Annotated in this window: 21 protein-coding genes; 7 read left to right on the top strand and 14 right to left on the bottom strand. The window is 66.1% G+C overall.

Annotated elements, in window-relative coordinates; genetic code table 11:
* Window positions 1-80 precede the first annotated feature (80 nt).
* On the bottom strand, window positions 81-836 hold the full coding sequence (locus tag ACT17R_RS07230; RefSeq protein ID WP_444809199.1) for a hypothetical protein: 756 nt from the start codon (window positions 834-836) through the stop codon (window positions 81-83).
* A gap of 145 nt (window positions 837-981) precedes the next feature.
* Window positions 982-1509, bottom strand: a complete 528-nt coding sequence (locus ACT17R_RS07225) for a hypothetical protein (protein ID WP_444809198.1) — start codon at window positions 1507-1509, stop codon at window positions 982-984.
* A 637-nt stretch (window positions 1510-2146) separates the two neighbouring features.
* Between ACT17R_RS07225 and ACT17R_RS07220 the strand changes: the two genes are divergently transcribed.
* Entirely contained in the window at window positions 2147-2851 is a 705-nt protein-coding gene (locus ACT17R_RS07220; protein WP_186401580.1) for a helix-turn-helix domain-containing protein, read from the top strand.
* A gap of 22 nt (window positions 2852-2873) precedes the next feature.
* Here ACT17R_RS07220 and ACT17R_RS07215 read toward each other — a convergent pair whose 3' ends face one another.
* Both ACT17R_RS07215 and ACT17R_RS07210 read right to left on the bottom strand, forming a co-directional pair.
* Window positions 2874-3050 (bottom strand): hypothetical protein, encoded by a 177-nt coding sequence (locus ACT17R_RS07215; RefSeq protein ID WP_186401581.1) that lies wholly within the window; start codon window positions 3048-3050, stop codon window positions 2874-2876.
* A gap of 79 nt (window positions 3051-3129) precedes the next feature.
* Window positions 3130-3744: a TetR/AcrR family transcriptional regulator gene (locus tag ACT17R_RS07210; protein WP_062901532.1), complete on the bottom strand. Its 615-nt coding sequence runs from the start codon at window positions 3742-3744 to the stop codon at window positions 3130-3132.
* Window positions 3745-3833: 89 nt separating this feature from the next.
* Here ACT17R_RS07210 and ACT17R_RS07205 point away from each other — a divergent pair, with 89 nt between their 5' ends.
* From ACT17R_RS07205 to ACT17R_RS07180, 6 genes are all read left to right on the top strand, one after another.
* Window positions 3834-5264: an efflux transporter outer membrane subunit gene (locus ACT17R_RS07205; protein WP_444809197.1), complete on the top strand. Its 1431-nt coding sequence runs from the start codon at window positions 3834-3836 to the stop codon at window positions 5262-5264.
* Window positions 5261-6403, top strand: coding sequence for an HlyD family secretion protein (locus ACT17R_RS07200; RefSeq protein WP_444809196.1), 1143 nt, complete (start codon window positions 5261-5263; stop codon window positions 6401-6403). Before ACT17R_RS07205 ends, ACT17R_RS07200 begins: the two co-directional genes overlap by 4 nt.
* An 8-nt stretch (window positions 6404-6411) precedes the next feature.
* Window positions 6412-7962 (top strand): DHA2 family efflux MFS transporter permease subunit, encoded by a 1551-nt coding sequence (locus ACT17R_RS07195; protein WP_186401582.1) that lies wholly within the window; start codon window positions 6412-6414, stop codon window positions 7960-7962.
* A gap of 48 nt (window positions 7963-8010) precedes the next feature.
* Window positions 8011-9894, top strand: a complete 1884-nt coding sequence (locus ACT17R_RS07190; protein ID WP_217372827.1) for an ABC-F family ATP-binding cassette domain-containing protein — start codon at window positions 8011-8013, stop codon at window positions 9892-9894.
* A 122-nt stretch (window positions 9895-10016) separates the two neighbouring features.
* On the top strand, window positions 10017-11105 hold the full coding sequence (gene hppD / locus ACT17R_RS07185; RefSeq protein WP_062901537.1) for a 4-hydroxyphenylpyruvate dioxygenase: 1089 nt from the start codon (window positions 10017-10019) through the stop codon (window positions 11103-11105).
* Window positions 11102-11647: a VOC family protein gene (locus ACT17R_RS07180; RefSeq protein WP_062901538.1), complete on the top strand. Its 546-nt coding sequence runs from the start codon at window positions 11102-11104 to the stop codon at window positions 11645-11647. Before hppD ends, ACT17R_RS07180 begins: the two co-directional genes overlap by 4 nt.
* A gap of 58 nt (window positions 11648-11705) precedes the next feature.
* On the opposite strand, the gene ACT17R_RS07175 is transcribed toward ACT17R_RS07180, so the two are convergent.
* From ACT17R_RS07175 to ACT17R_RS07130, 10 genes are all read right to left on the bottom strand, one after another.
* Entirely contained in the window at window positions 11706-12356 is a 651-nt protein-coding gene (locus ACT17R_RS07175; protein ID WP_062903086.1) for a YqaA family protein, read from the bottom strand.
* Window positions 12357-12519: 163 nt separating this feature from the next.
* Window positions 12520-14112 carry a bifunctional phosphoribosylaminoimidazolecarboxamide formyltransferase/IMP cyclohydrolase gene (purH, locus tag ACT17R_RS07170; RefSeq protein ID WP_444809195.1) on the bottom strand — a complete coding sequence of 531 codons (1593 nt, stop codon included), beginning with the start codon at window positions 14110-14112 and terminating at the stop codon, window positions 12520-12522.
* A gap of 104 nt (window positions 14113-14216) precedes the next feature.
* Entirely contained in the window at window positions 14217-15248 is a 1032-nt protein-coding gene (locus ACT17R_RS07165) for a phytase (protein WP_444809194.1), read from the bottom strand.
* Window positions 15249-15283: 35 nt separating this feature from the next.
* Window positions 15284-16717 carry a purple acid phosphatase family protein gene (locus ACT17R_RS07160; RefSeq protein WP_254535722.1) on the bottom strand — a complete coding sequence of 478 codons (1434 nt, stop codon included), beginning with the start codon at window positions 16715-16717 and terminating at the stop codon, window positions 15284-15286.
* A 13-nt stretch (window positions 16718-16730) separates the two neighbouring features.
* Window positions 16731-19517, bottom strand: a complete 2787-nt coding sequence (locus tag ACT17R_RS07155) for a TonB-dependent receptor (RefSeq protein WP_444809193.1) — start codon at window positions 19515-19517, stop codon at window positions 16731-16733.
* Window positions 19518-19721: 204 nt separating this feature from the next.
* Window positions 19722-21461, bottom strand: a complete 1740-nt coding sequence (locus ACT17R_RS07150; RefSeq protein WP_186401676.1) for a heparinase II/III family protein — start codon at window positions 21459-21461, stop codon at window positions 19722-19724.
* 42 nt (window positions 21462-21503) lie between these two features.
* A complete protein-coding gene (gene rpe, locus ACT17R_RS07145; protein ID WP_058812314.1) occupies window positions 21504-22172 on the bottom strand; it encodes a ribulose-phosphate 3-epimerase in 669 nt (222 codons plus the stop codon).
* Between the two features lie 97 nt (window positions 22173-22269).
* Window positions 22270-22560 (bottom strand): hypothetical protein, encoded by a 291-nt coding sequence (locus tag ACT17R_RS07140; protein WP_186401587.1) that lies wholly within the window; start codon window positions 22558-22560, stop codon window positions 22270-22272.
* Between the two features lie 13 nt (window positions 22561-22573).
* Window positions 22574-23548, bottom strand: a complete 975-nt coding sequence (locus tag ACT17R_RS07135) for an alpha/beta hydrolase (RefSeq protein WP_186401588.1) — start codon at window positions 23546-23548, stop codon at window positions 22574-22576.
* A complete protein-coding gene (locus ACT17R_RS07130; RefSeq protein ID WP_062901546.1) occupies window positions 23538-23771 on the bottom strand; it encodes a hypothetical protein in 234 nt (77 codons plus the stop codon). The genes ACT17R_RS07135 and ACT17R_RS07130 overlap by 11 nt, the downstream gene beginning before the upstream one ends.
* Window positions 23772-23775 lie beyond the last annotated feature (4 nt).

Raw genomic sequence — 23775 nt, 5'->3', positions numbered from 1 at the left:
TTTCCCGGAATAATTGCATTAATTCATGAAGAAAGGGGAAAGATTGCTCTTCCCCCTTTCCCTGTGGTTACGCCACGAGCTTAGAGCGCGCTGAGGACCAGCGTGGTCGAACCCGCGTAGTTGCCGGCGACCAGACCCTTGTTCGTGATCGCCGGGGCGTTGAAGTTGATCGTCATGTTCGAACGCCACGCACCCTGCTGGATGGTGTTGCCGAGCTGCGACGTCGAAACGGCGAGCGACTGGCCCGTGCCGCTGGTGACGGTGTTCACCGGAACGCCGGTCCAGGCAGCCGTGACGCTGTACGGAATGTTCGCCTGGAATTCGTCGGTGTCATAGCCGCCGGCAGCGCTGTTCACGAGACCGTTGACGTTGTTCTTCGTGATCGAAACTTCGTTGTTGAAGTTGCAACCAGCGGTCAGCGTTTCGATGTTGGCGAACGCCGGGCCGACCATTTCGAAAGCCGAGTTGACGTTTTCGTTGTTGCCGGTGCGGACACCGATCACGCCGAAGTCGATGTTCGTCGCGCTGGCGTTGTTGCCGGCATAGAACGAGCAGTCCTTGTTCACCGAACCCGTGAGGTTGAACGTCGTGGTGACGGTCGGGGTCGCGCTTTCGCTGTCGCTCGGCGCATCGGCGACGGCGGTGTAGCGGGTGCCAACGCCAAGAGCGAGGCCGACTTCGAGACCGAAGGTCGCAAACGGGCCGGGGTTCGTCGAGGTGTACGGAATGCCCGCAACGACGCCAGCATAGTGACGCTGATTGGTCTGCGCAGCGGCCGGCGAAGCGATGCCGACAAGAGCGATGGCGGCAATGGCGCCGGTAAGAATCTTTTTCATAACCTTCTTCCCTCATTTTTGAACCGCGCCCCCGTCGCGGGGAAGCGGCTGTTCATATGCACCGGCTGGTCGGAGAACCCAGGGGGTCGGTGCCACCCCAAGGGCCTGATCCGTCCGCGAAGTCGCCCCTCGCGAAGGAATTTCGTCAGATTGGAGACACGGTGATCGTGATCGTCTCCGAATATTCGCCTGCCAGCAGCATCCCGGCCTCGCCCGTAGGCTGACCCAGTTCGACCGCCAGCGTCATGCCGTCGGTGGCGATGCCGCCGTTGCTGGAAATCACGCCGCCGGCCTGAAGCTGGGCGCTGCTGAAACTTTTGCTGATCGTCTGCGACGACGGGAACCGCACCGGCATCTGCACCGCCAGATTATAAGGCAGCTTGCCGCCATAGGGGCCCTGGCCGTTCGGCATGGTGGAGTGCGTCAGTGCGCCGCTGGCGCCCTTGATTGTCATCGTAAAGGGGACGTTGCAGTCAAAGGCGACGCGCGTCTGGATGCCCAGCCCGCGGCGTTCGATATTGCCGAAGTCCATGTCACCGATGCTGCCGATGCCGCAATGTTCGCGAATCGACCCGCTGACCGCGATGTCGATCGACCGGGCGTTCTCGATTTCGCCCGCGAAGGCGGGCGAAGCGAATGCATACGCAGCAAGCGCGATAAGCAGCGGACGCATGGCTCTCCCCTCAAAAAACCTAGAACGGCTTTCGACCGGCTCGTTGGCGGTCTCGGGCACTGGATGCCCGGGGAAGTCGCGACCCGACTAACCCCCCTTTCCGTTAAGAGGGATTTAATACGATGGTTCAGTTAGATGTGAACCCTCAAAATGGCATCTTGGCAAGATTCGACATTGCCGATGCCATTGGAAGGATTGAGAATTACCGGATTTGCGGGGATTTCGAGGGTTAATCCGAAAATCGGCTCTGCGGATCACCTTTGCGGCCGTCCTGATATGAAACAGCGGCGGTTAACTTCTTAACGGAAAAGTGAACGACATTTGATGCCGTATCGGTGCTCTTCTGCGCCGCGGCGGGGCAAGCGTGCGGTGAGTCGCGGCAACAAAGCGCGGCTTTCGGCCGTTTCTGTCGGTCGCCATTCCGGTTTGCGGGGTGCAAGAACAGAAAGTCGCCATGTCCAGCCTGCCCCGGCGTGCATCCGCGCCCCGAAGTCCCGCGGGACCGTCCGCCGGCCCCTTCGCCCGCGTCTCCGGCTCGCCCCAGTTGCCGCACGAATCGGATGAGACGAGCGTGCGCATTAACCCCTCGCTTACCCTGCGCTGCGACAAGCAGCCGCCTATGGTCATTCACGGAACGATGGTTGAGCCCCCCGCGGGCGAAGGGCAGCAACGGGCGGATCGCCTGCGTCTCAATCTTGCGGTGGCGGGCGCGGTCGCGCCCGGTCAGGGCACGGAGGTTATCGTCCACAATCTGTCGGTCAGCGGCGTGCTGATCGAAACCGCCGCCGATCTTACGATGGGACAGGATATAACGATCGCCTTGCCCGAGGCCGGCGACGTCGTCGCCGCGGTCGTTTGGCAGAGCGAGCGGCTCTATGGCTGCCGCTTTCGCCAGCCGCTGCCGCGCGCGGCGCTCAGCGCGGCGCGGCTGCGCAATCCGCTCCCCTCCGATTTCGATCCCGCCGACCGGGCTGAAGCCGACGCCGCTGCCGATGCTGAGGAGACGCTCGGCGCGCGGCTGCGGCGGCTGCGGCAGGCGCGCGGGCTGAGCCTCGCGGGGCTCGCCCAGGCGGCCGGTCTCAGCAAGCCGAGTATCTGGGCGTGGGAAAATGGCACCACCGCGCCGCGCCGCACGAGCCTGCTCGCGCTGGCGCGTGCGCTCGACGTTCCCGAGCAGCAGCTGAGCGGTGTCGCCGCGATGGTCGGCCTGCGCGCCTCGGCGCGTGCCGAGGCGGATGCCGAGAGCGACATGCTGAAAATGGAAATTGCCGCGGCACGCCGCCGCATCGCGCTCGCCGCGGGTGTCGATGCCGACAGCGTGCGGATCATGATCGAACTGTAACGCTGCCGCGGGCGGCTCAGGCTTACGCATCGGGTGCCCCGCCCTCTTCCTCGCGGCGCAACCGGCGCGCCAGCCGCTCGTTGCGGATCGCCGCCTCGCGCAGCCGCCGCGCCAGAAACGGGTCGTCGCTCGCGTCGGCCTTAAGCCGCGCGACCCGGGCGAGTTGCTCGTAATAAATGGCGTCGCGAATCGGTTCCACGCCGCCTCGTTAGCATGATCGCCGCCCGCGCCAGCAGCGACCGCCCTCGTAACTGTCGCCTTTTGGGACAGGGATGGATCTAGGCTGCCGTGTCGGGGCGCCAGCCGCGATAGAAGGTTTCGACCGCGGCCTCGACGTCGGCCTGCAGCCGCTCGACATCGTCGGGGTCGGTCATGCCTAGGATCGCGAACTGATAGAGTCCCGACTGGCAGAGGCCCGAAAAATGCTGGACGGCGCGCATCGGATCGCCGGGGCGCAGTTCGCCGCGCGCCATCTTCGCCGCCACCCAGTCGGCGGCGCGCGCCTTGCCCCTGCGCGGCCCGCGATCATAGAATGTCTTAGACAGGTGCGGAAAACGCTCGGCCTCGCCGACGACCAGGCGAAACAGCGACAGTAGGGGCGTCGCGGTCAATTTGGTCATCAGCACATTGCCGAACCGGCGCAGCACGTCGGGCACCGGCTCGTCGAGCGGCAGGTCGATGGCCAGCGCGTCGCCATAGCGTTCGACAATATCGTCCACCACGGCTTCGAACAGATCCTCCTTCGACGGGAAATAGGTCCACAGCGTGGTTTTCGAGCCGCCGACCTTGCTGGCGATCGAGGACATGGTGGTGCCGGCATAGCCATTGGCAAAGAAGAGTTCGCGCGCGGCATCGACGAACGCCTTGCGGCGCGCGGTCGCGGCGTCATCCATCACAACCGTACTGCCTGGTATCATTTCCGTTGACAAGCCATCCTCCGAAGTCCAATGGCGCATGATACCAGCTAGTATCGTTGGAAGCCATGCCCCGATCATTTTTCCTCTCCACCGTGGTTTTCGGCCTGTTGGCGGGCTGTGCGAGCGTCCCCGATCTTGGGCAGAAGCCCGCGCCGGTCGCCGCCGCGGCGCTCGATTCGCAGGCGACACTTGCCGATCAGGCGGGCGCCTGGCCGGTCGAGGGCTGGTGGCAGCGCTTCGGCGACCCGCAGCTCGATGCGCTGATCGATGAAGGACTGGCGGGATCGCCCGACATTGCGGCGGCGGCAGCGCGGGTCCGCGCCGCCGAGGCGCTGGCGCAGCAGGCGGGGGCGGCGTTGCTCCCGCGCGCCGGCATCCAGGGCAGCGCAGGAGGCGTCCAGCAGAGCAAGAATATGGGAATCCCGCCGGCTTTCGTGCCCGACGGTATTCAGGATACCGGCAGCATTGCCGCGACCTTCGGCTTCGATCTCGACCTCTGGGGCAAGAACCGCGCGGCGCTGGCGGCGGCCACGTCCGAAGCCGAAGCGGCGCGCGTCGATGCTGCGCAGGCGCGGCTGATGCTGACGACCGGGATTGCCACCGCCTACGCTGATCTGGCGGGCTATTATGCCGATCTCGACGTCGCGCAGGACGCGATCCGTATCCGCGGCGCGAGCGCCGACCTGTCGGCGAAGCGCACCGCCGCCGGGCTCGACAATCAGGCGACGCAGCGGCAGGCCGAAAGCCGCGCCGCCTCGGCGCGCGGCGATGTCGCCGCGATCGAGGAGGCGATCGCGCTCACCCGCAACCGCCTTGCCGCCCTGCTCGGCGCCGGACCCGATCGCGGCCGGACCATCGCGCGTCCGGCGCTCGCCGCGCCGTCGCTCGCACTGCCGCCGCAGGCGGGGATCGACCTGGTCGGCCGCCGGCCCGACATCGTCGCGGCCCGGCTGCGGGCCGAGGCGGCGGCGAAGCGCATCGACGTCGCGCGTGCCGCCTTTTATCCGAACATCAACCTGTCGGCGCTCGTCGGGCTCCAGTCGCTCGGGCTGTCAAACCTGTTCAAGACCGGGTCCGAATATGGCAATGGCGGCGCCGCGATCAGCCTGCCGATCTTCGAGGGCGGGCGGCTGCAGGGCCAGTATCGCGGGGCGCGGGCCGATTATGACGGCGCCGTCGCCAACTACGACCGTACGCTCGTCGCCGCGCTGCGCGATGTCGCCGACATCGTCGCCAGCCGTGACGCCATAGCGCGCCAACTTGCCGACCGGCGCGACGCGCTGAAGGCCGCGGCCGACGCCGCCAACCTTGCCGGGATGCGCTACCGTGCCGGCCTTTCCAACCAGCTTGCGCAGCTCACCGCGGAGGACAGCCAGGTCGCGCTCGCGCGCGCGGTCGCCGACCTCGAAGCGCGCCGGCTTTCGCTCGACATTGCCCTGATCCGTGCCCTGGGCGGCGGATTTACGGCCGCATCGCCAACAGGAGACAAGCAATGACCGATACTCCCGCGGTCGACAGCGAAACCCCCGCCGCCGCCGAGGGGCGCCCGGCGACGCGCCGCAAGGCGCTGCGCATCCTTGCGCTCGTCGTGGTGACGATCGCGGCGCTGTGGGGCATCTGGTATTTCCTGACGCAGGCCGGGCGCGTGTCGACCGACAACGCCTATGTCGGCGCCGATTCGGCCGCGGTTACCGCGCTCGTCTCCGGCCCGGTCAAAGAGGTGCGCGTCAGCGGCACCCAGGCGGTGGAGAAGGGCGATATCCTCGTCATCCTCGACGATGCCGATCAGCGCATCGCGCTTGCCGATGCCGAAGCCGCGCTGCGGCAGGCGCGCCAGCGCTATGGCCAGGCGAGCGCCAATGCCGATGCCGCGCGAGCGCGCGTTTCGGCGCGCGGCGCCGATATCGCGCAGGCCCGCGCGCGGCTGCGCGATGCCGATGCGGCGGTGGCGAAAGCGCGTGCCGAACTCGCGCGCCGCGAAGGCCTGGCCGGAACGGGTGCGGTGTCGGGCGAAGAATTGACCGCGGCGCGCACCGCCTTTGCATCCGCCAGCGCGGCGCGTGATCTTGCTGCGGCGGCGATCGCTTCGGCCGAAGCGACGCGCGGTTCGGCGAGCGGCGATCTTGATGCCGCCGAAGCGGTGGTGCGCGGCACGACGATCGAGACCGCCCCCGATGTTGCCGCGGCGCAGGCGCGGCTCGAGAAGGCGCAACTCGATCTTGAGCGCACGATCATCCGCGCGCCCGTCGCCGGCATCGTCACCAATCGTCAGGTCCAGGTCGGCCAGCGGATCGCGGCCGGCGCACCGATCATGGTGATCGTTCCGATCGCCACCGCCTATGTCGACGCCAATTACAAGGAAAGCCAGTTCCGCAAGATCCGCATCGGCCAGCCGGTCGAGCTCACCTCTGACTATTATGGCGGCGATGTCGTCTATCACGGCAAGGTGATCGGGATTGCGGGCGGCACGGGCGCCGCCTTTTCGCTGATCCCGGCCCAGAATGCGACGGGCAATTGGGTGAAGGTGGTGCAGCGCCTGCCGGTGCGCATCGCGCTCGATCCCAAGGAATTGCAGGCCCATCCGCTTCGCGTCGGCCTGTCGATGGAAGCGACGATCGACACGCGCGGAAAGTGAGCTGAACGATGGCCAGCGCCGCCGCATCCGCTGCATCGACACCGGCCGGGCCGCAGCCGCTGAGCGGCGTCAAGCTGCTCGCCGCGGCCTTCGCGCTTGCGCTCGCCAATTTCGTCGTCGTGCTCGATTCGACGATCGCCAATGTGTCGGTTCCCCACATCGCGGGCGGCCTTGCCGTATCGCCGACGCAGGGAACCTGGGTGATCACCAGCTACGCCGTCGCCGACGCGATCAGCGTCCCGCTCACCGGCTGGCTCGCCGCGCGGTTCGGCACGGTGCGCTGGTTCATCGTGTCGATCGTCGGCTTCGGCATCTTCTCCTTCCTGTGCGGCATTTCGCGCACGCTCGACGCGCTGATCCTGTTCCGCGTCCTGCAGGGGCTCGCGGGCGGGCCGCTGATGCCGCTGTCGCAGATATTGCTGCTGCGCATCTTTCCGAAGGAAAAGGCCGGTGTCGGGCTCGCGATCTGGTCGATGACGACAACGACGGCCCCGATTCTGGGGCCGATTCTGGGCGGACTGATCAGCGACAATTGGAGCTGGCCCTGGATTTTCTTCATCAACCTGCCCGTCGTCGCGGTCTGTGCCTTCGGCGTCGGCAGCATGCTCGGCGCGTTCGAGACGAAGAAGGCGAAGATGCGGATCGACATCGTCGGCCTCATCCTGCTCGTCCTGTCGGTCGGGTCGTTCCAGGTCATGCTCGACACCGGGCGCGAGCACGACTGGTTCGGATCGGCATGGATCGTCATGCTGGCGATCGTCGCCGCGATCAGCTTCGCCGCCTTTCTGATCTGGGAGCTGACCGACGCCAATCCGGTGGTCAATGTCCGGGTCTTCCGCTTTCGCGGCTTCAGCTTCGCGACCGTTGCCATCTCGCTAGGCTTCGGGGCCTTTTTCTCGCAGGTCGTGCTGACGCCGCTATGGTTGCAGCAGGTGGCGGGTTACACCGCGACCGAAACCGGCTTCATCGTCGCGTGGATCGGCTGTTTCGCGGTGCTCTTCTCGCCATTGGCGGCGGGGCTGCTGACCAAGATCGACGTGCGGATCACCGTCTGCGCGGGCATCTTGTGGATGGCGCTGATGTCGATCCTGCGCGCGCGCTGGAATACCGACGTCGATTATTGGAGCCTCGCGTTGCCGCATCTGCTGCAGGGGATGGGCATGCCCTTCTTCTTCGTCGGGCTGACCGCGCTGGCGCTGAGCTCGGTACCGGCGAAGGATCAGACCTCGGCGGCCGGCCTGATGAGCTTCCTGCGCACGCTGAGCGGCGCGATCGGCACAGCCATCGCGACAACGGCGTGGGACGATGCAAGCCGCGTATCGCGCGCCGAACTGGTGCCCGCGCTCAACGGCGCGGCCGAGACGATGGACAAGATGCAGAATGCCGGGCTGACGACCGAACAGGCGCGCGCCGCGCTTGACCGGATCGTCGATGTCCAGGCCTCGACGCTCGGTGTGCTGCATATCTTCCTCGCGGCCGGCACGGTCTTCGTCATCGCAGCAGCGGCGGTGTGGCTGATCCCGCGGCCCAAGACGATCTCGATGGGCGCTTCGCACTAGCTCCGATCGGGCTTCGCACCGGCGGGCAGCCGTGCTAGGCGCGCGCCCATGCTGACGATCAACAATCTGACCGTGCGACTGGGCGGCCGCACCATCCTCGACCGCGCGAGCGCCAGCCTGCCGCCGAAAAGCCGCACCGGGCTGATCGGTCGCAACGGTGCGGGCAAGTCGACGCTGATGAAGGTGATGATTGGCGAACTCGAAGCCGACGACGGCGGGATCGAAATGCCGCGCAAGACGCGTCTCGGCTATATCGCGCAGGAAGCGCCGAGCGGCAGCGCGACGCCGTTCGAAACCGTGCTCGCCGCCGATGCCGAACGCGCCGACCTGCTCGAACGATCAGAGATCGAATCCGACCCCGACCGGCTCGCCGACATTCACGAGCGACTGATCGCGATCGACGCCTATACCGCGCCAGCGCGCGCCGCCCGCATCCTGATCGGTCTCGGCTTCGACGAGGATATGCAGGGGCGCCCGCTCGACAGCTTTTCGGGCGGGTGGAAAATGCGCGTCGCGCTTGCCGCGCTGCTCTTTTCGAACCCCGACCTGCTGCTGCTCGACGAACCGTCGAACCACCTCGACCTCGAAGCGACGATGTGGCTCGAAAGCTTCCTGCGCGCCTATCCGGGGCAACTTGTCGTGATCAGCCATGAACGCGACCTGCTCAACAATGTCGTCGACCATATTCTGCATCTGGAAGGCGGGAAGGTGACGCTCTACGCCGGCGGCTATGACGCGTTCGAGCGCCAGCGCGCCGAGCGCGCGGCGCAGCTTGCGGCGGCGAAGGCGGCGCAGGACGCGCAGCGCGCCAAATTGCAGGACTATATCGCCCGCAACAGCGCGCGCGCCTCGACCGCGAAGCAGGCGCAGTCGCGCGCCAAGCAGCTCGCCCGTATGCAGCCGATTGCGGCGATTGCCGACGATCCGAGCCTGGTGTTCGATTTCCCGAGCCCCGGCGACGAACTCAAGCCGCCGCTGATCACGCTCGACCTTGCCAGCGTCGGCTATACGCCCGGCGCGCCGGTGTTGCGCCGCCTGAACCTGCGTATCGATCCCGACGACCGCATCGCGCTGCTCGGCCGCAACGGCAACGGCAAGACGACGCTGGCGCGCCTGCTCGCGGCTCAGTTGAAGCCCGAAGAGGGCGGCATGGCGGTCGCCGGCAAGATGCGCGTCGGCTATTTCACCCAATATCAGGTCGAGGAACTCGACGGCGCCGATACCCCGCTCGGTCATATGACGCGCGTGATGGCGGGCAAGACCCCCGGCGCAGTGCGCGCGCAACTGGGACGCTTCGGCTTTTCGGGTAACAGGGCGACGACCGAGGTCGGCAAGCTGTCGGGCGGCGAGCGGGCGCGGCTCGCGCTCGCGCTGATCACGCGCGAGGCGCCGCACCTGTTGATCCTCGACGAACCGACCAACCACCTCGACGTCGATGCGCGCGAGGCGCTGGTGCAGGCGCTGAACGGCTTCGAGGGCGCGGTGCTGATCGTCAGCCACGACCGCCATATGCTCGAACTCTCGGCCGACCGGCTGGTCCTCGTTGATGACGGAACGGCGCGCGATTTCGACGGCAGCATGGACGATTATGTCGCGTTCATTCTCGGCAAGTCGCCGTCGGGCGACGATGCGAAGGCCGCGCCCGCGAAGCCGAAGGATGCAAAGGCGGCGCGGCAGGAAGCGGCAAAAGCCCGCGAAGCCCAGGCGGCATTACGCAAGACCGCCAAGGATCATGAGGCGCGCGCGGCCAAGCTCGCGCAGCAGGTCAGCGCGATCGACCGCGCAATGTTCGACCCCGCGAGCGCCGAGCCGGCGCTTGCCAAGCTGACGATGGGTGATCTCGCGCAGCGCCGCGGCAAGCTCGCATCCGAGCTGGAACGCGTCGAGGCGGCATGGATGACCGCGCTCGAGGCGATTGAGGAAGCGGCGTAGTCGCTGAGACGAGAAGCGTCGCCCGAGCGCAGGCGACGGTCTATCTGAAGCGCCCCGGCATTGACTCGCGGTCCGCGATCCATCATAATAGTTTCAATTGAAACCACATTAAGGGACTGACCATGGCCGACCTGTTCGACAATCCGCTGGGCCTCGACGGCTTCGAATTCGTCGAATTTTCGGCGCCCGAAAAGGGCATGCTCGAACCGGTGTTCGAGCGCATGGGTTTCACGCGTATCGCGCGGCACCGCTCGAAGGATGTGGCGCTTTGGCGGCAGGGCGACATCAACCTGATTGCCAATTACGAACCCAAATCGCCCGCGGCCTATTTCGCCGCCGAGCATGGCCCGTCGGCGTGCGGCATGGGCTGGCGTTGCCGCGACGCGGCGAAAGCCTATGCCGAGGCGATTGCGCGCGGGGCCGAGCCGGTCGAGGTCAAGACCGGCCCGATGGAACTGCGCCTGCCCGCGATCCGCGGCATCGGCGGCTCGATCATCTATCTGATCGACCGCTATGGCGACGGGCTGAACATCTATGACATCGACTTCGTCTATGAAGATGGCGTCGACCGCTATCCCGAAGGGGCGGGGCTGAAGGTGATCGATCACCTGACGCACAATGTCTATGGCGGGCGCATGGCGCATTGGGCGGCCTTTTACGAACGCATCGCGGGCTTCCGCGAAATCCGCTATTTCGACATCAAGGGCGAATATACCGGTCTGACCTCGAAGGCGATGACCGCCCCTGACGGCAAGATCCGCATTCCGCTGAACGAAGAAGGCGCGGGCGGTGGCGGCCAGATCGAGGAATATCTGCGCGCCTATAATGGCGAGGGCATCCAGCATATCGCCTTCAGCTGCGACGATCTCTACGCGTCGTGGGACAAGCTCAAGGCGCTCGGCAATCCCTTCGCGCCGTCGCCGCCCGCGACCTATTACGAGATGCTCGCCGACCGCTTGCCCGGCCATGGCGAACCGGTTGATGACCTCAAATCGCGCGGTATCCTGCTCGACGGATCGACGACCGAGGGCGATCCCCGCCTGCTGCTCCAGATTTTCGGGCAGACCGTGATCGGCCCCGTTTTCTTCGAATTCATCCAGCGCAAGAAGGATGAAGGCTTCGGCGAGGGCAATTTCACCGCGCTGTTCAAGTCGATGGAACTGGACCAGATCCGCCGCGGCGCGCTCAATGTCGAGGAGCCCGCCGAATGACGAGTCCGATCAAATTGGGCGGCGTCCACCACGCCGCCTATCGCTGCAAGGACGCGAAGGAGACGGTCGAATGGTATGAGGCCATGCTCGGCATGACCTATACCACCGCCTTTGCCGAGGATCATGTGCCCTCAACCGGCGAATATGATCCGTACATGCACGTCTTTCTCGACGCGGGGAACGGCAATATCCTTGCATTTTTTGAGCTGCCGAATCAGCCCGACATGGGCCGCGACGAAAATACGCCCAAGTGGGTCCAGCACCTCGCCTTCAAGGTCGGCAGTTATGACGAGCTGGTCGGCGCCAAGGCGCATCTCCAAGCGAATGGCGTCGATGTGCTCGGTCCGACGCATCACGGCATCTTCAAGTCGATCTATTTCTTCGACCCCAATGGCCACCGCGTCGAACTGGCGTGCGACATCGGCACCGACGAACAATATGCCGAACTCGCGCGCGTCGCGCCGCTGATGCTCGAAGAATGGAGCCGGACGAAAAAGGCCCCGCGCCACGCCGACTGGCTGCATCAGGCCGCGAACGAGTAGTCTAATCTAAAAGGGCCCGTCATTGCTTCGCTTTGCTCGCAATGACGAAGATATTTGATTACTCCCGACCCAGCCCCATGCTTTCCAGCGTCGCATGGCTGCACTTGTCGGCGGTCTTGCTGCCGCCACCCGACAGCGCGCTCGCAGCGATGAATCCCCCGACAACGAGGATGATGAAGCCGCCCGCGACCCAGGCGAGATATCTGTCGATGAACGCCTTGATCGGCGCCCCGAACAGCCGGAACAACAGGCCCACCAGCATGAAGGAAAAGGCGCGGCTCGCGAGGCTTGCCCACAGGAAGGTGACGAAGTTCATGTGGATGAAGCCGGCGGTGATCGTCAGCAGCTTGAAGGGAATCGGCGTCGCCCCCTTCACCAGGATGATCTCGGCGCCATAGTCGCGCAGATAGCAGGCAGCGGCAGGAAAGCTCTCGGTCAGATGGAGCACGCCGAGCAGCCACAGTCCGACGCTTTCGTACAGGAAGAAGCCAATCCCGTAGCCCAGCATCCCGCCCGCGACCGAGGCGAGCGTGCAGATAAGCGCATAGCGCACGGCCTTCTTGGGCTCGGCGAGGCACATCAGCCCCAGCATCGGATGCGGCGGGATAGGAAAGAAGCTCGCCTCGACGAACGACACCAACGCCAGCCAATATTCGGCGTGCGGATGCGCCGACTTCTCCATCGTCCAACCATAAAGGCGCTGGATCATCGACTTGTTGCGGGGGATGGCGGTCATGCTGGTCCTTGGTTGCGGATCAGGACGATCCCGGCTTCCCTATGCCGTTCGCGGTGCCCGAAGTCGAGACAGGAGCACGCTTCCTTCATCTCTTGTCATCCCGGCCTTTGCCGGGATGACGGTTCGAAAATCAGCGTCAGTGCCGGAAATGCCGCATCCCCGTGAACACCATCGCCAGGCCGGCTTCGTTCGCCGCGGCGATCACCTCGTCGTCGCGGATCGAGCCGCCCGGCTGGATGACGCAGGTGGCGCCTGCTTCGACCGCGGCGAGCAGCCCGTCGGCGAAGGGGAAGAAGGCGTCGCTCGCGACCGCACTGCCGACGGTGCGCGGCGTCGCCCAGCCGTGGCTCTCGGCCGCTTCGCGCGCCTTGATCGCGGCGATGCGCGCGCTGTCGCGGCGGTTCATCTGTCCCGCGCCGATGCCAGCGGTCGATCCGCCCTTGGCATAGACGATGGCGTTCGACTTCACGTGCTTGGCGACGGTCCAGGCGAAGAGCGCGTCGGCCAGCTCTTCGTCGGTCGGCGCGCGGTCGGTCACGACTTTCAGGTCATCGCGCGTGATGCGGCCATTGTCGCGCGTCTGCGCCAGCCAGCCGCCGGCGATCGCCTTCATCACCAGCCCGCCGCGCGCCGGGTCGGGCAGGTCGCCGGTGAGCAGCAGGCGGAGGTTCTTCTTCTTCGCGAACACCGCGCGCGCGTCGGCGTCGGCATCGGGCGCGCAGACAACCTCGGTGAAGATGCTGCTGATCGCCTCGGCCGTCGCGCCGTCGAGCTTGCGGTTGACCGCGATGATGCCGCCAAAGGCCGAGACGTCGTCGCATTTCAGCGCGGCGTCATAAGCCTCGGTCAGCGTGGCTGCGGTGGCCACCCCACAGGGATTGGCGTGCTTGACGATGACGCAGGTCGGGTCGGTGTCGCGGAATTCGGCGACAAGTTCGAGCGCTGCGTCGGCGTCGTTGAGATTATTGTAGCTAAGCTCCTTGCCCTGCACCTGCTCGGCCTGCGCGACGCCGCGCGCCGACGGGCCGACGGGAAGGTAGAGCGCCGCCTTCTGGTGCGGATTTTCGCCATAGCGCAGTTCGCCCGACAGCCTGGTCGTGAGCGGCAGCGTGTCGGGGAAGAGCTTGCCCTGATCAGCGAAGGCGAACCATTGCGCGATCATGCTGTCATAGGTGGCGGTGTGTGCAAAGGCGGTCGCGGCGAGCCGCTTGCGCAAGCCGAGCGTGGTCGCGCCGCCATTGGCATCCATCTCGGCGATTACCGCCGCATAATCCTCGGGCTCGGTGACGATGCCGACAAAGGCGTGGTTCTTCGCTGACGAGCGCACCATCGCGGGGCCGCCGATGTCGATATTCTCGATGATCGTATCGCGGTCGGCGCCGCTCATCACCGTCTGGAGGAAGGGGTATAGGTTGACGACGACAAGGTCGATGCCGCCGATGCCATGCGCCTTCATCGATGCGACGTGCGCGGCATCGTCGCGCACCGCCAGGATGCCGCCGTGAACCGTCGGATGCAGCGTCTTGACGCGGCCGTCCATCATCTCGGGAAAGCCGGTGAGGTCAGAGACGTCGAGCACGTCATGCCCCGCATCGCGCAGCGCCTTGGCGGTGCCGCCGGTCGAAACCAGCTCGACGCCGTGGCGGACGAGCGCCGCGGCAAGATCGGCGAGGCCCGCCTTGTCGCTGACGGAAAGGAGCGCGCGGCGGACGGGAACGAGATCGGTCATGGAGGGCGGCCTTTGCAAGACGGGAAAGACGCGGCCCCCCTAGGCGGGTGCGGGCATTTGGGCAAGGGCCGTCGCCCCCGCTTTCGCGGGGGCGACGTTTCCGATTACAGTCCCAGCGCCGCCGCGATCCGGTCCCAGCGCACCAGCTTGAAATTCTGCGCCGCGGGTGCATTGTCGCCGTCCTGCGCCAGGAACAGGCCGCCCGGATAGGCCGCGCCGAAATTGCCCGCGACCGCTTCGATGCCGTCGGTCTCGCTGGTCGCGCCATAGCGTCCCGCCGAAATGGCGAAGCGGCCGACATAGTCCATCCCGGGCAGGCGGAAGACCGCATAGGCGTTGTCGCCCTGGCTCGATGCGATCAGATAGCGCTGCCCCTTGTGGTCGATCGTCGCTAGCCCCTCGACGTCGGCGACGAGCCGCTGGTTGTCGACGGGCGCGACGAGCTTCGCATCGACGCCGCTCGCGTTCGGCGTCAGCCGCCAGATGCCAGCGTCCTCTTCACCGACATACAGCGTGTCGCCGTCGAAGACGCAGCCTTCGGACTGGGTCGGTATCTTATGCTCCCACTGCACGGCGAAGGCGGGTTCGGCCCCCTCGGCGAGCTTCAGCGTGCCGACGCGCACCGTGCCGTCCTTGATAATGAGGGCTGCCGTCACCGGCTCGCCGGGCGCGCTGCCCTTGAGGCAGAGGCCATAGGCTTCGCCGGGGCCCGCCGAGGCGCGGCCGAGGCTGGCCAGCGCGGGCTTGGCACCGTCGAGCGCGAAGACCGCGAGATGCGCGTTCACGCCGTCGTTACGGTCGCTCGCGACGACGATATTGCCGGCGACATCGACATTGTTGACGCGCCCGCCTTCCAGAAAGGCGAGGTCGCGGCCGGCAAGGTCATAAAGGTGCAGCCCCGCCTTCTTGTCGGTCGCGATGATCAGCGCGCGGCCGGGATCGGCCGGATCGACCCAGATCGCCGGATCGTCGGCGGCGTCGGCCTTCGCCGTGCCGACGGGGGCGGTTTCGCCGTCGGCGGTGACGGCGACCGGCGGCAGGCCGTGGATCGCCGGCCCCTGCTGCGCGGCGCATCCGGCGAGCAGGGCGGCAAAGCCGATCGAAGCGGCGAGCTGCCGCGGGCGCAAAGACATCATCGAAATTCCCCTGTCATGCCGAACAAGCGGCCCGGTCATTTGCCGCGCGCGACGCAGGCGCCGCCGTCGGGCCCGACAGGGCCGCTGCACCGCCGCGCCGCGATCGTCGGTTCATCGATTTCGCGCAGGATATTGGCGCCATCGGCGCGGCGTTCGAGCGTGAAACCGTCATACAGGCGGCCCGAAGCGGTGAAGGTCCGGAAGGTAAGCCGCCGCGGTTCGACATCGACGATCTGATAGAGTTCGGTCGCCTCGGCGACCTTGTCGGGTTGCCATGGGGTGCGGTCGTTGAGCGCGTACATCTTCGATCCGGTGACCGAGACCAGATAGACCGGCCCCTGCACGCTGCCGTCGGCGCGCGCCCTGGCGCTGGCCTCGCGACCGGCTTCGGACGTCAGGCGGCTGTAGCAATGGTCGTGTCCCTGCAGGACGAGATCGACCTTGCGCGCGTCGAACACCGGCTTCCAGGCCGCCTTGATTTCCTTGGTGTCGTTGGGCCGGGCACAGGTGAAGACGGGCTGGTGGAACAGCACGACATTCCAGTTGGCCCTGCTCGATGCCAGCGCGGCATCGAGCCAGCGCGTCTGCGCCGCCACCGTGCCGAGGTCGAGGGCGGAGGTGCCGTCGAGGACGATGAAGCGCACGCCCTGATAATCGACAAAATAGGTCGTCGCCTTGACCGGATCGGCGCCGTTCGACGGCAACGCGAACTGGGCGGGCCAATAGGGACCGAGCCGGCGGCTTTCGCTGCCGTCAGGCGCGAGATCGTCGACATATTCATGATTGCCGGTCGCGGGCAGCTGCGGGACAATCGCGTAATTATAGCCGCCCGCCTGGTTCCATTCGCCCCATTCGTCGTCATGGTCGAGGTCGTCGCGCTGGCCGACGAGATCGCCGGCGTGGAGGACGAGGCGAATGTCGCCATTGGCGTGGAACGCCTGCCGGATGACGCGGCTGGCATAGGTCAGGATGCCGTTCTGGACATCGCCCAGATACAGAAAGCGGAAGGGTTTGGCTTCGGCCGCCGCGGTACGGAACTGGTACCATTCGCTCCATCCCGCCGCGCCCTTCACGCGGTAGGCATAGACGGTGTTGGGCGTGAGCCCGGTAAAGCGCAGCTGATGATAGAGCGCCGGCCCGTAGCTGCTGTCGACCCGCACCGCGGTGCCGGTCACGAGCCGGGCCTTTTCCTCGAGCGTCGGCCCGTCGACCGACACCGCGATCTGGGCCTGGGACTCGGCCTGTGCGGTGTCGGTGCGATAGGCGACCGCCATCTCGCGCGCCGGATCGGAGCCGGGCGTGAGGACGATGCGGTCGGGCAGGTTGCGCGGCGCATAGGGCAGGCCGGGGGAACGGGGCAGGGTGCCGCCGGCGGCGGACGCCCCCGCCACGGCGGGGCCGGCGCCGATCGCGGCGAGCGCGATCGGCAGGATCCAGCGATTGCGGCGGCGCCGCGCTCCCGTCGTCATGGCCTCGCCCTCCTCAGAAACTGGCCTTGACGCCGAATTTGAACGTCGAGCCATATTCTTCATATTGGAGCAGCCGCTGGCTGCTCGCATAATTCTGATAGGCGAAATATTTGGCGTTGTTGATGTTCACCCATTCGCCATAGAGGCGGACATTGTCGGTGAGCTTGAACTTGACCGACAGGTCGAGCTGGAAGTGGTTGTCGACATAGCGGTCGGTTTCCGCATCGCCGCCGATTTCGTCGAGATATTTGTCGCGGTAGGTGCCCGCCAGCCGGATGTCGATCGGCCCCTTTTCATAGCCGAGCACGAGGTTGAAGGTGTTGCGCGAATTCGACGGCAGCGCGATGCTGCGGCCGTCGAACAGCTTCGCCTTCGACCAGGTGTAAGTGTAATTGGCCTGAGCCAACAGCCCGTCGAAGGGTGCAGGCAGCATGTCGAACACCTGGCTGTAGCTTGCTTCGAGCCCGGCGACCTCGGCCTTGTCGCCGTTCACCGGGATGATCGCCTCGCTGAAGGCGGTGCCGCGATACACGCCGTTATAGGGCGCGTCGCTGTCCTCGAAGAAGCCGTCGACAATGAAATTGTCGATCGACTTGTAGAAGCCGCCGATGCTCAGCGCGGCGTTGCGGCCGAAATAATATTCGGCGCCCGCGTCGAGATTCCACGCCTTGTAGGGCAGCAGGTCGGGGTTGCCGAATTCGGCCTCGTCATCCTCGTTGATCGTGAAGCGCGGCGCGAGCTTCGACAGCTTCGGACGCACGATGCTGCGCGAGCCCGCCAGGCGCAGCACGAGATCCTGCTGCGGCTGGAAGCGGATCGTCATGCTGGGCAGCCAGTCGGTATAGTTGCGGCGGTAGGACACCGGCGTGACGAACACGTCGGACCCGTCGTCGGCGACGAGGTTGCCGTTGAGCACATTCTTGGTTCGTTCGACGCGGACGCCGCCGATCACGCGCAGCGTGTCGCTGTCCCAGCGGCCGAGCAGATAGCCCGCCAGAATATCCTCGCTGACCGAATAGTCGCTGCTGTTCGACCCGAGGTCGGACTCATATTGGTCGACCTCGAAATTGCCGAGATTGGCATTGTAGAAGGCGGCCGGACCGGTCTTGCTCGCCACGGGGCCGATATCGGTGAGGCGATAGGTCTGCTGGCCCAGCACGTCGGCGAGGGTGAAGTCGCCGTTATAATCGCCATAATAAATGAGGTTGAAATTATAGCTCTTGTCGCGCCAGCGCGATTTGATGCCGCCCTGGATCGTGAAGTCGCCCTTGTCGCCGGCGAAGGTGCGGGCGAGGTCGGCCTTGACCGCATATTCCTCGTCCTGGCTGTCCGACAGGTCGGTGAGTTCGAGGCGGTTGAAGCCATATTCGGTGGGATCGTTGAACAGCGCGGCGCCGGCGGTGACGCTGTAGAGCGGCACGCGCGGATTGCTGTAATCCATGTTCACATCGACGCCATCGTCGTTGAAGCGGGCGCGGAAGCGCAGCGGGTCGATCGAGAAATCCTCGCGCTCGCTCGATTTGGCCCAGCTTGCCGACCAGTTGAATTTCCACACGCCGGTGTCGGTGTCGCTGCCGACGACGATGGTGCGGATGCGCTGACGCTCGAACCGGTCCTTGAGGTCGCGGCGGACTTCGATGCGGCCGTCGGCATCGGTGAAGAAGGCGCTGTTCGCGTCGCCCGAGGCGGGATCTTCGTTAAAGATAATCGTCGTGCGGCGGCGATATTCATGATCGTCGAACTGGCTGAAATTGCCGCGGATATAGGCCTTGGTGGTGTCCGACGCGCGCCAGTCGAACGACAGCGCGCCGCTGATCCGCTCGCGGGTGACGTCATAGTCGCGATATTCGATTTCGGGGGCGAAGGCGACGCCGTCGGCTTCTTTCCAGAAGTCGCCGGCTTCGACATTGTCGGTTTCGAACTTGCGCTTGTAATAGCTGATACTGCCCGCGATGCCGAAATTGTCGCCGACCCGCGTCGCGAAATCGAGGCTGCCTTTGGGGGTCAGCTTGCCCGAATAATCATTGTAGCTGCCCTCGATACGCGCCGAATAGAGGTCGCGCTGGCGGTCGAACGCGCTGGTCGTGTGAATCTCGATCGAGGCGCCGATCGTGTCGGCATCCATGTCGGCGGTCAGCGATTTCTTGATCTCGATCGATTCGATCGTGTCCGACGAAATGACGTCGAGCGCCACCGAACGGACATCGCTTTCGGGTGCCGGCAGGCGCACGCCGTTGAGCGACGAGGCGTTGAGTTCGGGATCGAGCCCGCGCACCGAGACGAAGCGGCCTTCGCCCTGGTCGTTCAGAATGTTGACGCCCGGCAGGCGGCGCAGCGATTCGGCGACATTCTGGTCGGGGAACTGACCGATCGCGTCGCGCGTCAGGACGCTTTCGACGCCGTCAGCGGCTTTCTGGCGCGACAGCGCGCTGGCCTGGTTCGCGGCCTGTCCGACGACGAGGATGTCGTTCGCGCCGCCGAGGCTGAAATTGACCGTGACGCTGCCGGTTGCGGGCACGTCGATCGTGCTGCGTACGGGCTCGGCGCCGACGTAGCGCGCCTCGAGCGTGTAGGTACCGGCGGGCACGTCGCCGAAACGGAAGCTGCCGTCGCGGCCAGCTTCGGCAACGCGGCCCAGTTCGACGATGCGAACCTCAGCGCTCTGCAGCGCGCGCGTGTCTGTGGCGTCGGTGACGATGCCGACGATGTCGGAAGCGAAGGCGCTCGCCGGAGCGAGCATGGCCGCGGCCAGGCCGGTGCCAAGAAGGATGCGCGAACGGCAACTGCGAATCAGTGTCATGGAAAGAGCCCCTGTCCAGATGGCCGCCGGCGCCCTGTGCCGGCGGATCGAGGGGGCCTGTGACAATCGCCCATGACGGCTGTGTTACGTCGATGTCACACGAGTGAAACAAGCGGGGGTGCGGCTATGCTAAACCGCTGGAAAATCCGTTTAAAATTCGGCCTAGGATTTTTTTCCCCCCGCTGCTGCGCGCGGCATGGGCGGTCAGCCGATATGCTTGAAGATCCAGCCGATGCTGGCACCGCCGGCGGGCGCGGCACCCGTTACGACGAGTTGCTCGGTCGGATGCGGCCGGCCGTCGCCGTCGACCCACAGGCTTTCCTCGATCGCGAGCTGGCCTTCGGAGGTGCGGAACTGCCACAGCGGGCCGCCCGCGATGCGCAGCAGCGCACCGAGCTTGTCGGCGGTCAGACTGGCCGAGATATTGCGGCCGAGGTGAAAACGCAGCGTGAAGGCCTTGTCGCCCTTGCGCCGGCTGCGCGGGGCGGGGAGCAGCATGTCCTCACCGCGCAGCTCGCGGCCGTTGGGCGAAAGGATCAGCAGGCGGCGGTGGATCAGACCGTGGCGGCGAACATAGCCATCATGCCCCATCTCGACCCGGCTGCCCTGCGGCGTTTCGCGCCGGTCGAGCTCGACTTCGGTCACGCCGCGGCCAAGCGTCCCGTTGGGCAGGATCGCGGTCGAATTGCTGTCGGCGATGGTCAGCGTCGAATGGGCGGCGGTGGTGCGCAGCCCGCGCGCCAGGTCGGCGGGAATCGTCGCGCCGGTCAGCGCTGCGCCGCCGCAATTGACGACGATGCGTTCGTCGCCATCCGAAAGCTCGAACGCCAGCGTCGAGGCGCAGCCCGCTTCGGTAACCCGCGCGATTGGGGGCGGCGCGGCGTCGGCCAATACGACCACCTTGTTCGCAACCAGGCGCTGATAGCCCCAGTCGCGCGCCTGTTTGAGCGGCCGGGTGCGCACACCGCTTGCCGCGACGACCGCTTCGATAACCGCTGCCGGCGTCGCGCCGCTGCCCTGCCAATTGCCCATGCCTCCGTCGCTGTGGACGAGCCCGAGCAGCGCTGGCACGGTGCGCGCAAGCACTTCCTGCAGGAAGGGCGGCACCTCCATCCGGCGCATGTCGTAAATGCGCGCGAGCATCGACAGCGCCATGATCGCGTCGAGCTGTGCCTGCGGCGAACGCGCGATATTGCCGCCGTCGGCATAGAAGCTGGTCTCGAGAACCTTGCGCAGCCCTGCTTCGCCGAACACCTGGCGCGGCTCGCCGCCCGGCATCAGCAGCGATGCAGCGACGATGCCGATCCAGGCAACAAGCTGGCCGGTGCCGGGGCGCGTCTTGTCGGCGACGCGATCGAGGTGGCGCGCCGCGCGCGCGAGATGGTTGAGTACGGCGGAACGATAGACGAGATCGCTCGACGACAGGATCAGCGGCGCGTGCGCGGCCCAGAACAGGATGCGCCAGCCGGCATTGTCGGCGCGCCATGCGGGTTCGCTTACCGTTTCGCCGTGCGCGGCGAGCCATTGGCGGACGAGCGCTTCGGCGATCGGGGCGCCGTCGGCGCGCGTCCCGGTGGCGGCAAGATCGCGCAGCCAGGCAAAACTGTGCAGATAATCGGCGAAGGCCGGGGCGACCGGGAGCGCCGCGAAATCAATCTCCCTTATCGGCAGCTTGAGTCCGCGGTGGAGGAAATGGCCGGCGCGGATCGCCATGCCGGCGCGCGTGTCGCCGGGAACCGGATCGGCCGGAACGCCCAGCAGCTTGAGCGGGAAACGCCCCTTCAGCCGCAGCGCATGGAGCGGGGTGCGCCAGGTCAGGCGGGTGAAATGATTGGCGATGCGGTCGCCCAGCGAAAGGCCCTTGTCGGCGGGCAGGCGGATCAGCCGTTTGCCGGGTTCGATGCTGTCGTCGAGCGGCGCGACGGGGTCGCCCGTTTCGGGCATCGGATCGACGGGAGCAGAGGTCAACGGTCTCCCTTCCATCGATCAGCCGCGCAGGCGCTTGATATTGTCGGCGTAGGCCGCGGGACCGCCCTTGAAGGTTGCGGTGCCGGCGACCAGGACGTCGGCCCCCGCCGCGATGGCAAGCGGGGCAGTTGCGGCGTCGATGCCGCCATCGACTTCCAGCCGGATGTCGCGGCCCGATTTGTCGATCATCTTGCGCACCGCCTCGATCTTGCGAAGCTGGCTCGAAATGAAGCTTTGCCCTCCGAAACCCGGATTGACGCTCATCACGAGGACGAGGTCGATGTCGTCGATCAGATAGTCGAGCATCTTCGCCGGGGTCGCGGGATTGAGCGACACGCCCGCCTGCTTGCCCAGCGACTTGATGTGCTGGACGCTGCGATGGATGTGCGGACCGGCTTCGGGATGGACGGTGATGATGTCGGCGCCCGCCGCGGCGAAGGCGTCGAGGAAATTATCGACCGGCGAGATCATCAGATGAACGTCGAAAGGCAAAGTCGAATGGGGACGCAGCGCTTTTACCACCATCGGTCCGATGGTAAGATTGGGCACGAAATGCCCGTCCATCACGTCGATATGGACCCAGTCGGCGCCCGCCGCCTCGATGCGGCGCACCTCTTCGCCCAGCTGCGCGAAGTCGGCGCTGAGGATCGAAGGGGCGATGCGGACGGAGGATGGATCGGCGGTCATGACGACCGCCCTTAACCATCAAGCGGTATGGGGGCAAGGCGCTGGACGTCGCCGCTAGGCGAAGACTGTCGATAATCGGTCGGGGCGGACAGCGCGGCTATTTTTTCCGTCGCTTGTCGTCGCGCTTTTCGGCGGCGCGATTGCTCCAGCGCCATTTCCAGCCGCCCTCGGTGCGGGCCTGGTAGATGGGCATGGGCGCGAGCGCTGCGAGGACAACGACGATGGTCATCGCGACCGGCTGGTTGCGCAGCGCCATCGACAGCCCGGCGATCAGCGCGATGTGGAGCGCCATGAAGACCCACCCCTGCCACGCGATCGGCAGGCCGGTGCCATAACCGCGGTTCTTGGCGCGGAACCAGGGCTTCTTGTCGAGGAAGAGGTGAAGCATGATCGGGCCTCCTTCAGTGGCTGTTCGCGCGCACGAAATGGACGATGTCGGCGACGAGCGAACGATCGATCGCCAGACTCGGATCGGTGTAGGTCGCCATATTGGCGGCGCGGTCGCTGGCGCTCGCCTGCTTCAGCACATGGGTCATCCCCTTGATCACCGACAGTGTCGCGTCGTGGCGCGCGGCCTTCAGCTTTTCGGCATCGGCGAGGGGAATTTGCAAGTCGGCGCTGCCCGCGACGATCAGCACCGGCTTGGTGGTGGCGGCCAGCATCGCGGCGGGATCGTGCCCGATCAGGTCGATGAGATAATCCTGCACCGCCGGATTGAAGAGACCGCGGGCGAGCGCCGGGTGCATTGCGCTCACATCGACATGCTCGCCCTTCGCCAGTCGGTCGAGCGCGCCGTTGGCGTCGGACAGGATCGGCGCGTTGGCCGGATTGGCAGCAAGCTGTTCGCGCAGCACCACGTCGAAGGGGCGTCCCATCGCCGATATCAGGATCAGGCCGCAGACATGCGGATCGGCTTCGGCCGCGATGGCGACCAGCCCGCCTTCGCTGTGCCCGGCCACCCAGATGCAGTGCTGGCCGGTTCGCTCGGTCAGGCTACGCGCCCATGCGCCGACGTCGGCAGCATAGGCGGCGATCGTCACCTTATTCGCATCGGTGACCGCCGCCTCGCTGCCGAACATGCCGCGCTTGTCGATGCGCGCCGCGGAGATGCCCTTTTGCGCCAGCGCCTCGGCAAGCAGGCGGTAGCTTGCCGAGGTGATGCCGAGCGGGCTGTTGCCGTCGCGGTCGGTCGGCCCCGATCCGGGGACGATCAAGACGACGGGTGCGCTCGCCTTCTCGGCGCTCAGCAATGTGCCGGCGAGCGGGCCGTCGGGGCCCGGCGCGCTGATTTCGCTGGCGACCGGGCTTGCCCCGGCAGGCGCGGCGGTGGGCAGCAGGGCAGCGGCGAGGGCCGCAGCGGCGATCCTATTTTTCATCAGGGGACTCCGTCGCGCGCGTATCGGCTACCGCCGGCGGGCGACCGCGGCGGGGCTTTTCGCTCGCCTTCACGGCAACGCCGCGGCGAGCGAGCGCTTCGCGCAGCAGCATTTCGATCTCGGCATTGGCGCTACGCAATTCGGCCGCCGCCAACCGCTCGATCGCCGCATAAAGGGCGGGATCGACGCGGAGGGCAAAGGCTTTCCTGGCAGCTGTTGACATCGTT

It is taken from the genome of Sphingopyxis sp. Q841 (genome assembly GCF_052384365.1).
Taxonomy (GTDB): Bacteria; Pseudomonadota; Alphaproteobacteria; order Sphingomonadales; family Sphingomonadaceae; genus Sphingopyxis; species Sphingopyxis terrae_A.
Note: the sequence above shows the minus strand (reverse complement) of the source record. Positions and strands in the feature narration are given on the sequence as shown.

Bases quoted from the DNA above. Each gene is read 5' to 3' on its own strand.
- ACT17R_RS07165 (WP_444809194.1), bottom strand. From the start codon at position 15,248: ATGATGTCTTTGCGCCCGCGGCAGCTCGCCGCTTCGATCGGCTTTGCC.
- hppD (WP_062901537.1), top strand. From the start codon at position 10,017: ATGGCCGACCTGTTCGACAATCCGCTGGGCCTCGACGGCTTCGAATTC.
- ACT17R_RS07155 (WP_444809193.1), bottom strand. From the start codon at position 19,517: ATGACACTGATTCGCAGTTGCCGTTCGCGCATCCTTCTTGGCACCGGC.
- ACT17R_RS07150 (WP_186401676.1), bottom strand. From the start codon at position 21,461: ATGCCCGAAACGGGCGACCCCGTCGCGCCGCTCGACGACAGCATCGAA.
- ACT17R_RS07195 (WP_186401582.1), top strand. From the start codon at position 6,412: ATGGCCAGCGCCGCCGCATCCGCTGCATCGACACCGGCCGGGCCGCAG.
- ACT17R_RS07225 (WP_444809198.1), bottom strand. From the start codon at position 1,509: ATGCGTCCGCTGCTTATCGCGCTTGCTGCGTATGCATTCGCTTCGCCC.
- ACT17R_RS07200 (WP_444809196.1), top strand. From the start codon at position 5,261: ATGACCGATACTCCCGCGGTCGACAGCGAAACCCCCGCCGCCGCCGAG.
- purH (WP_444809195.1), bottom strand. From the start codon at position 14,112: ATGACCGATCTCGTTCCCGTCCGCCGCGCGCTCCTTTCCGTCAGCGAC.
- ACT17R_RS07130 (WP_062901546.1), bottom strand. From the start codon at position 23,771: ATGTCAACAGCTGCCAGGAAAGCCTTTGCCCTCCGCGTCGATCCCGCC.
- ACT17R_RS07210 (WP_062901532.1), bottom strand. From the start codon at position 3,744: ATGGATGACGCCGCGACCGCGCGCCGCAAGGCGTTCGTCGATGCCGCG.
- ACT17R_RS07220 (WP_186401580.1), top strand. From the start codon at position 2,147: ATGGTTGAGCCCCCCGCGGGCGAAGGGCAGCAACGGGCGGATCGCCTG.
- ACT17R_RS07230 (WP_444809199.1), bottom strand. From the start codon at position 836: ATGAAAAAGATTCTTACCGGCGCCATTGCCGCCATCGCTCTTGTCGGC.
- ACT17R_RS07205 (WP_444809197.1), top strand. From the start codon at position 3,834: ATGCCCCGATCATTTTTCCTCTCCACCGTGGTTTTCGGCCTGTTGGCG.
- ACT17R_RS07135 (WP_186401588.1), bottom strand. From the start codon at position 23,548: ATGAAAAATAGGATCGCCGCTGCGGCCCTCGCCGCTGCCCTGCTGCCC.
- ACT17R_RS07175 (WP_062903086.1), bottom strand. From the start codon at position 12,356: ATGATCCAGCGCCTTTATGGTTGGACGATGGAGAAGTCGGCGCATCCG.
- ACT17R_RS07160 (WP_254535722.1), bottom strand. From the start codon at position 16,717: ATGACGACGGGAGCGCGGCGCCGCCGCAATCGCTGGATCCTGCCGATC.
- ACT17R_RS07140 (WP_186401587.1), bottom strand. From the start codon at position 22,560: ATGCTTCACCTCTTCCTCGACAAGAAGCCCTGGTTCCGCGCCAAGAAC.
- rpe (WP_058812314.1), bottom strand. From the start codon at position 22,172: ATGACCGCCGATCCATCCTCCGTCCGCATCGCCCCTTCGATCCTCAGC.
- ACT17R_RS07190 (WP_217372827.1), top strand. From the start codon at position 8,011: ATGCTGACGATCAACAATCTGACCGTGCGACTGGGCGGCCGCACCATC.
- ACT17R_RS07180 (WP_062901538.1), top strand. From the start codon at position 11,102: ATGACGAGTCCGATCAAATTGGGCGGCGTCCACCACGCCGCCTATCGC.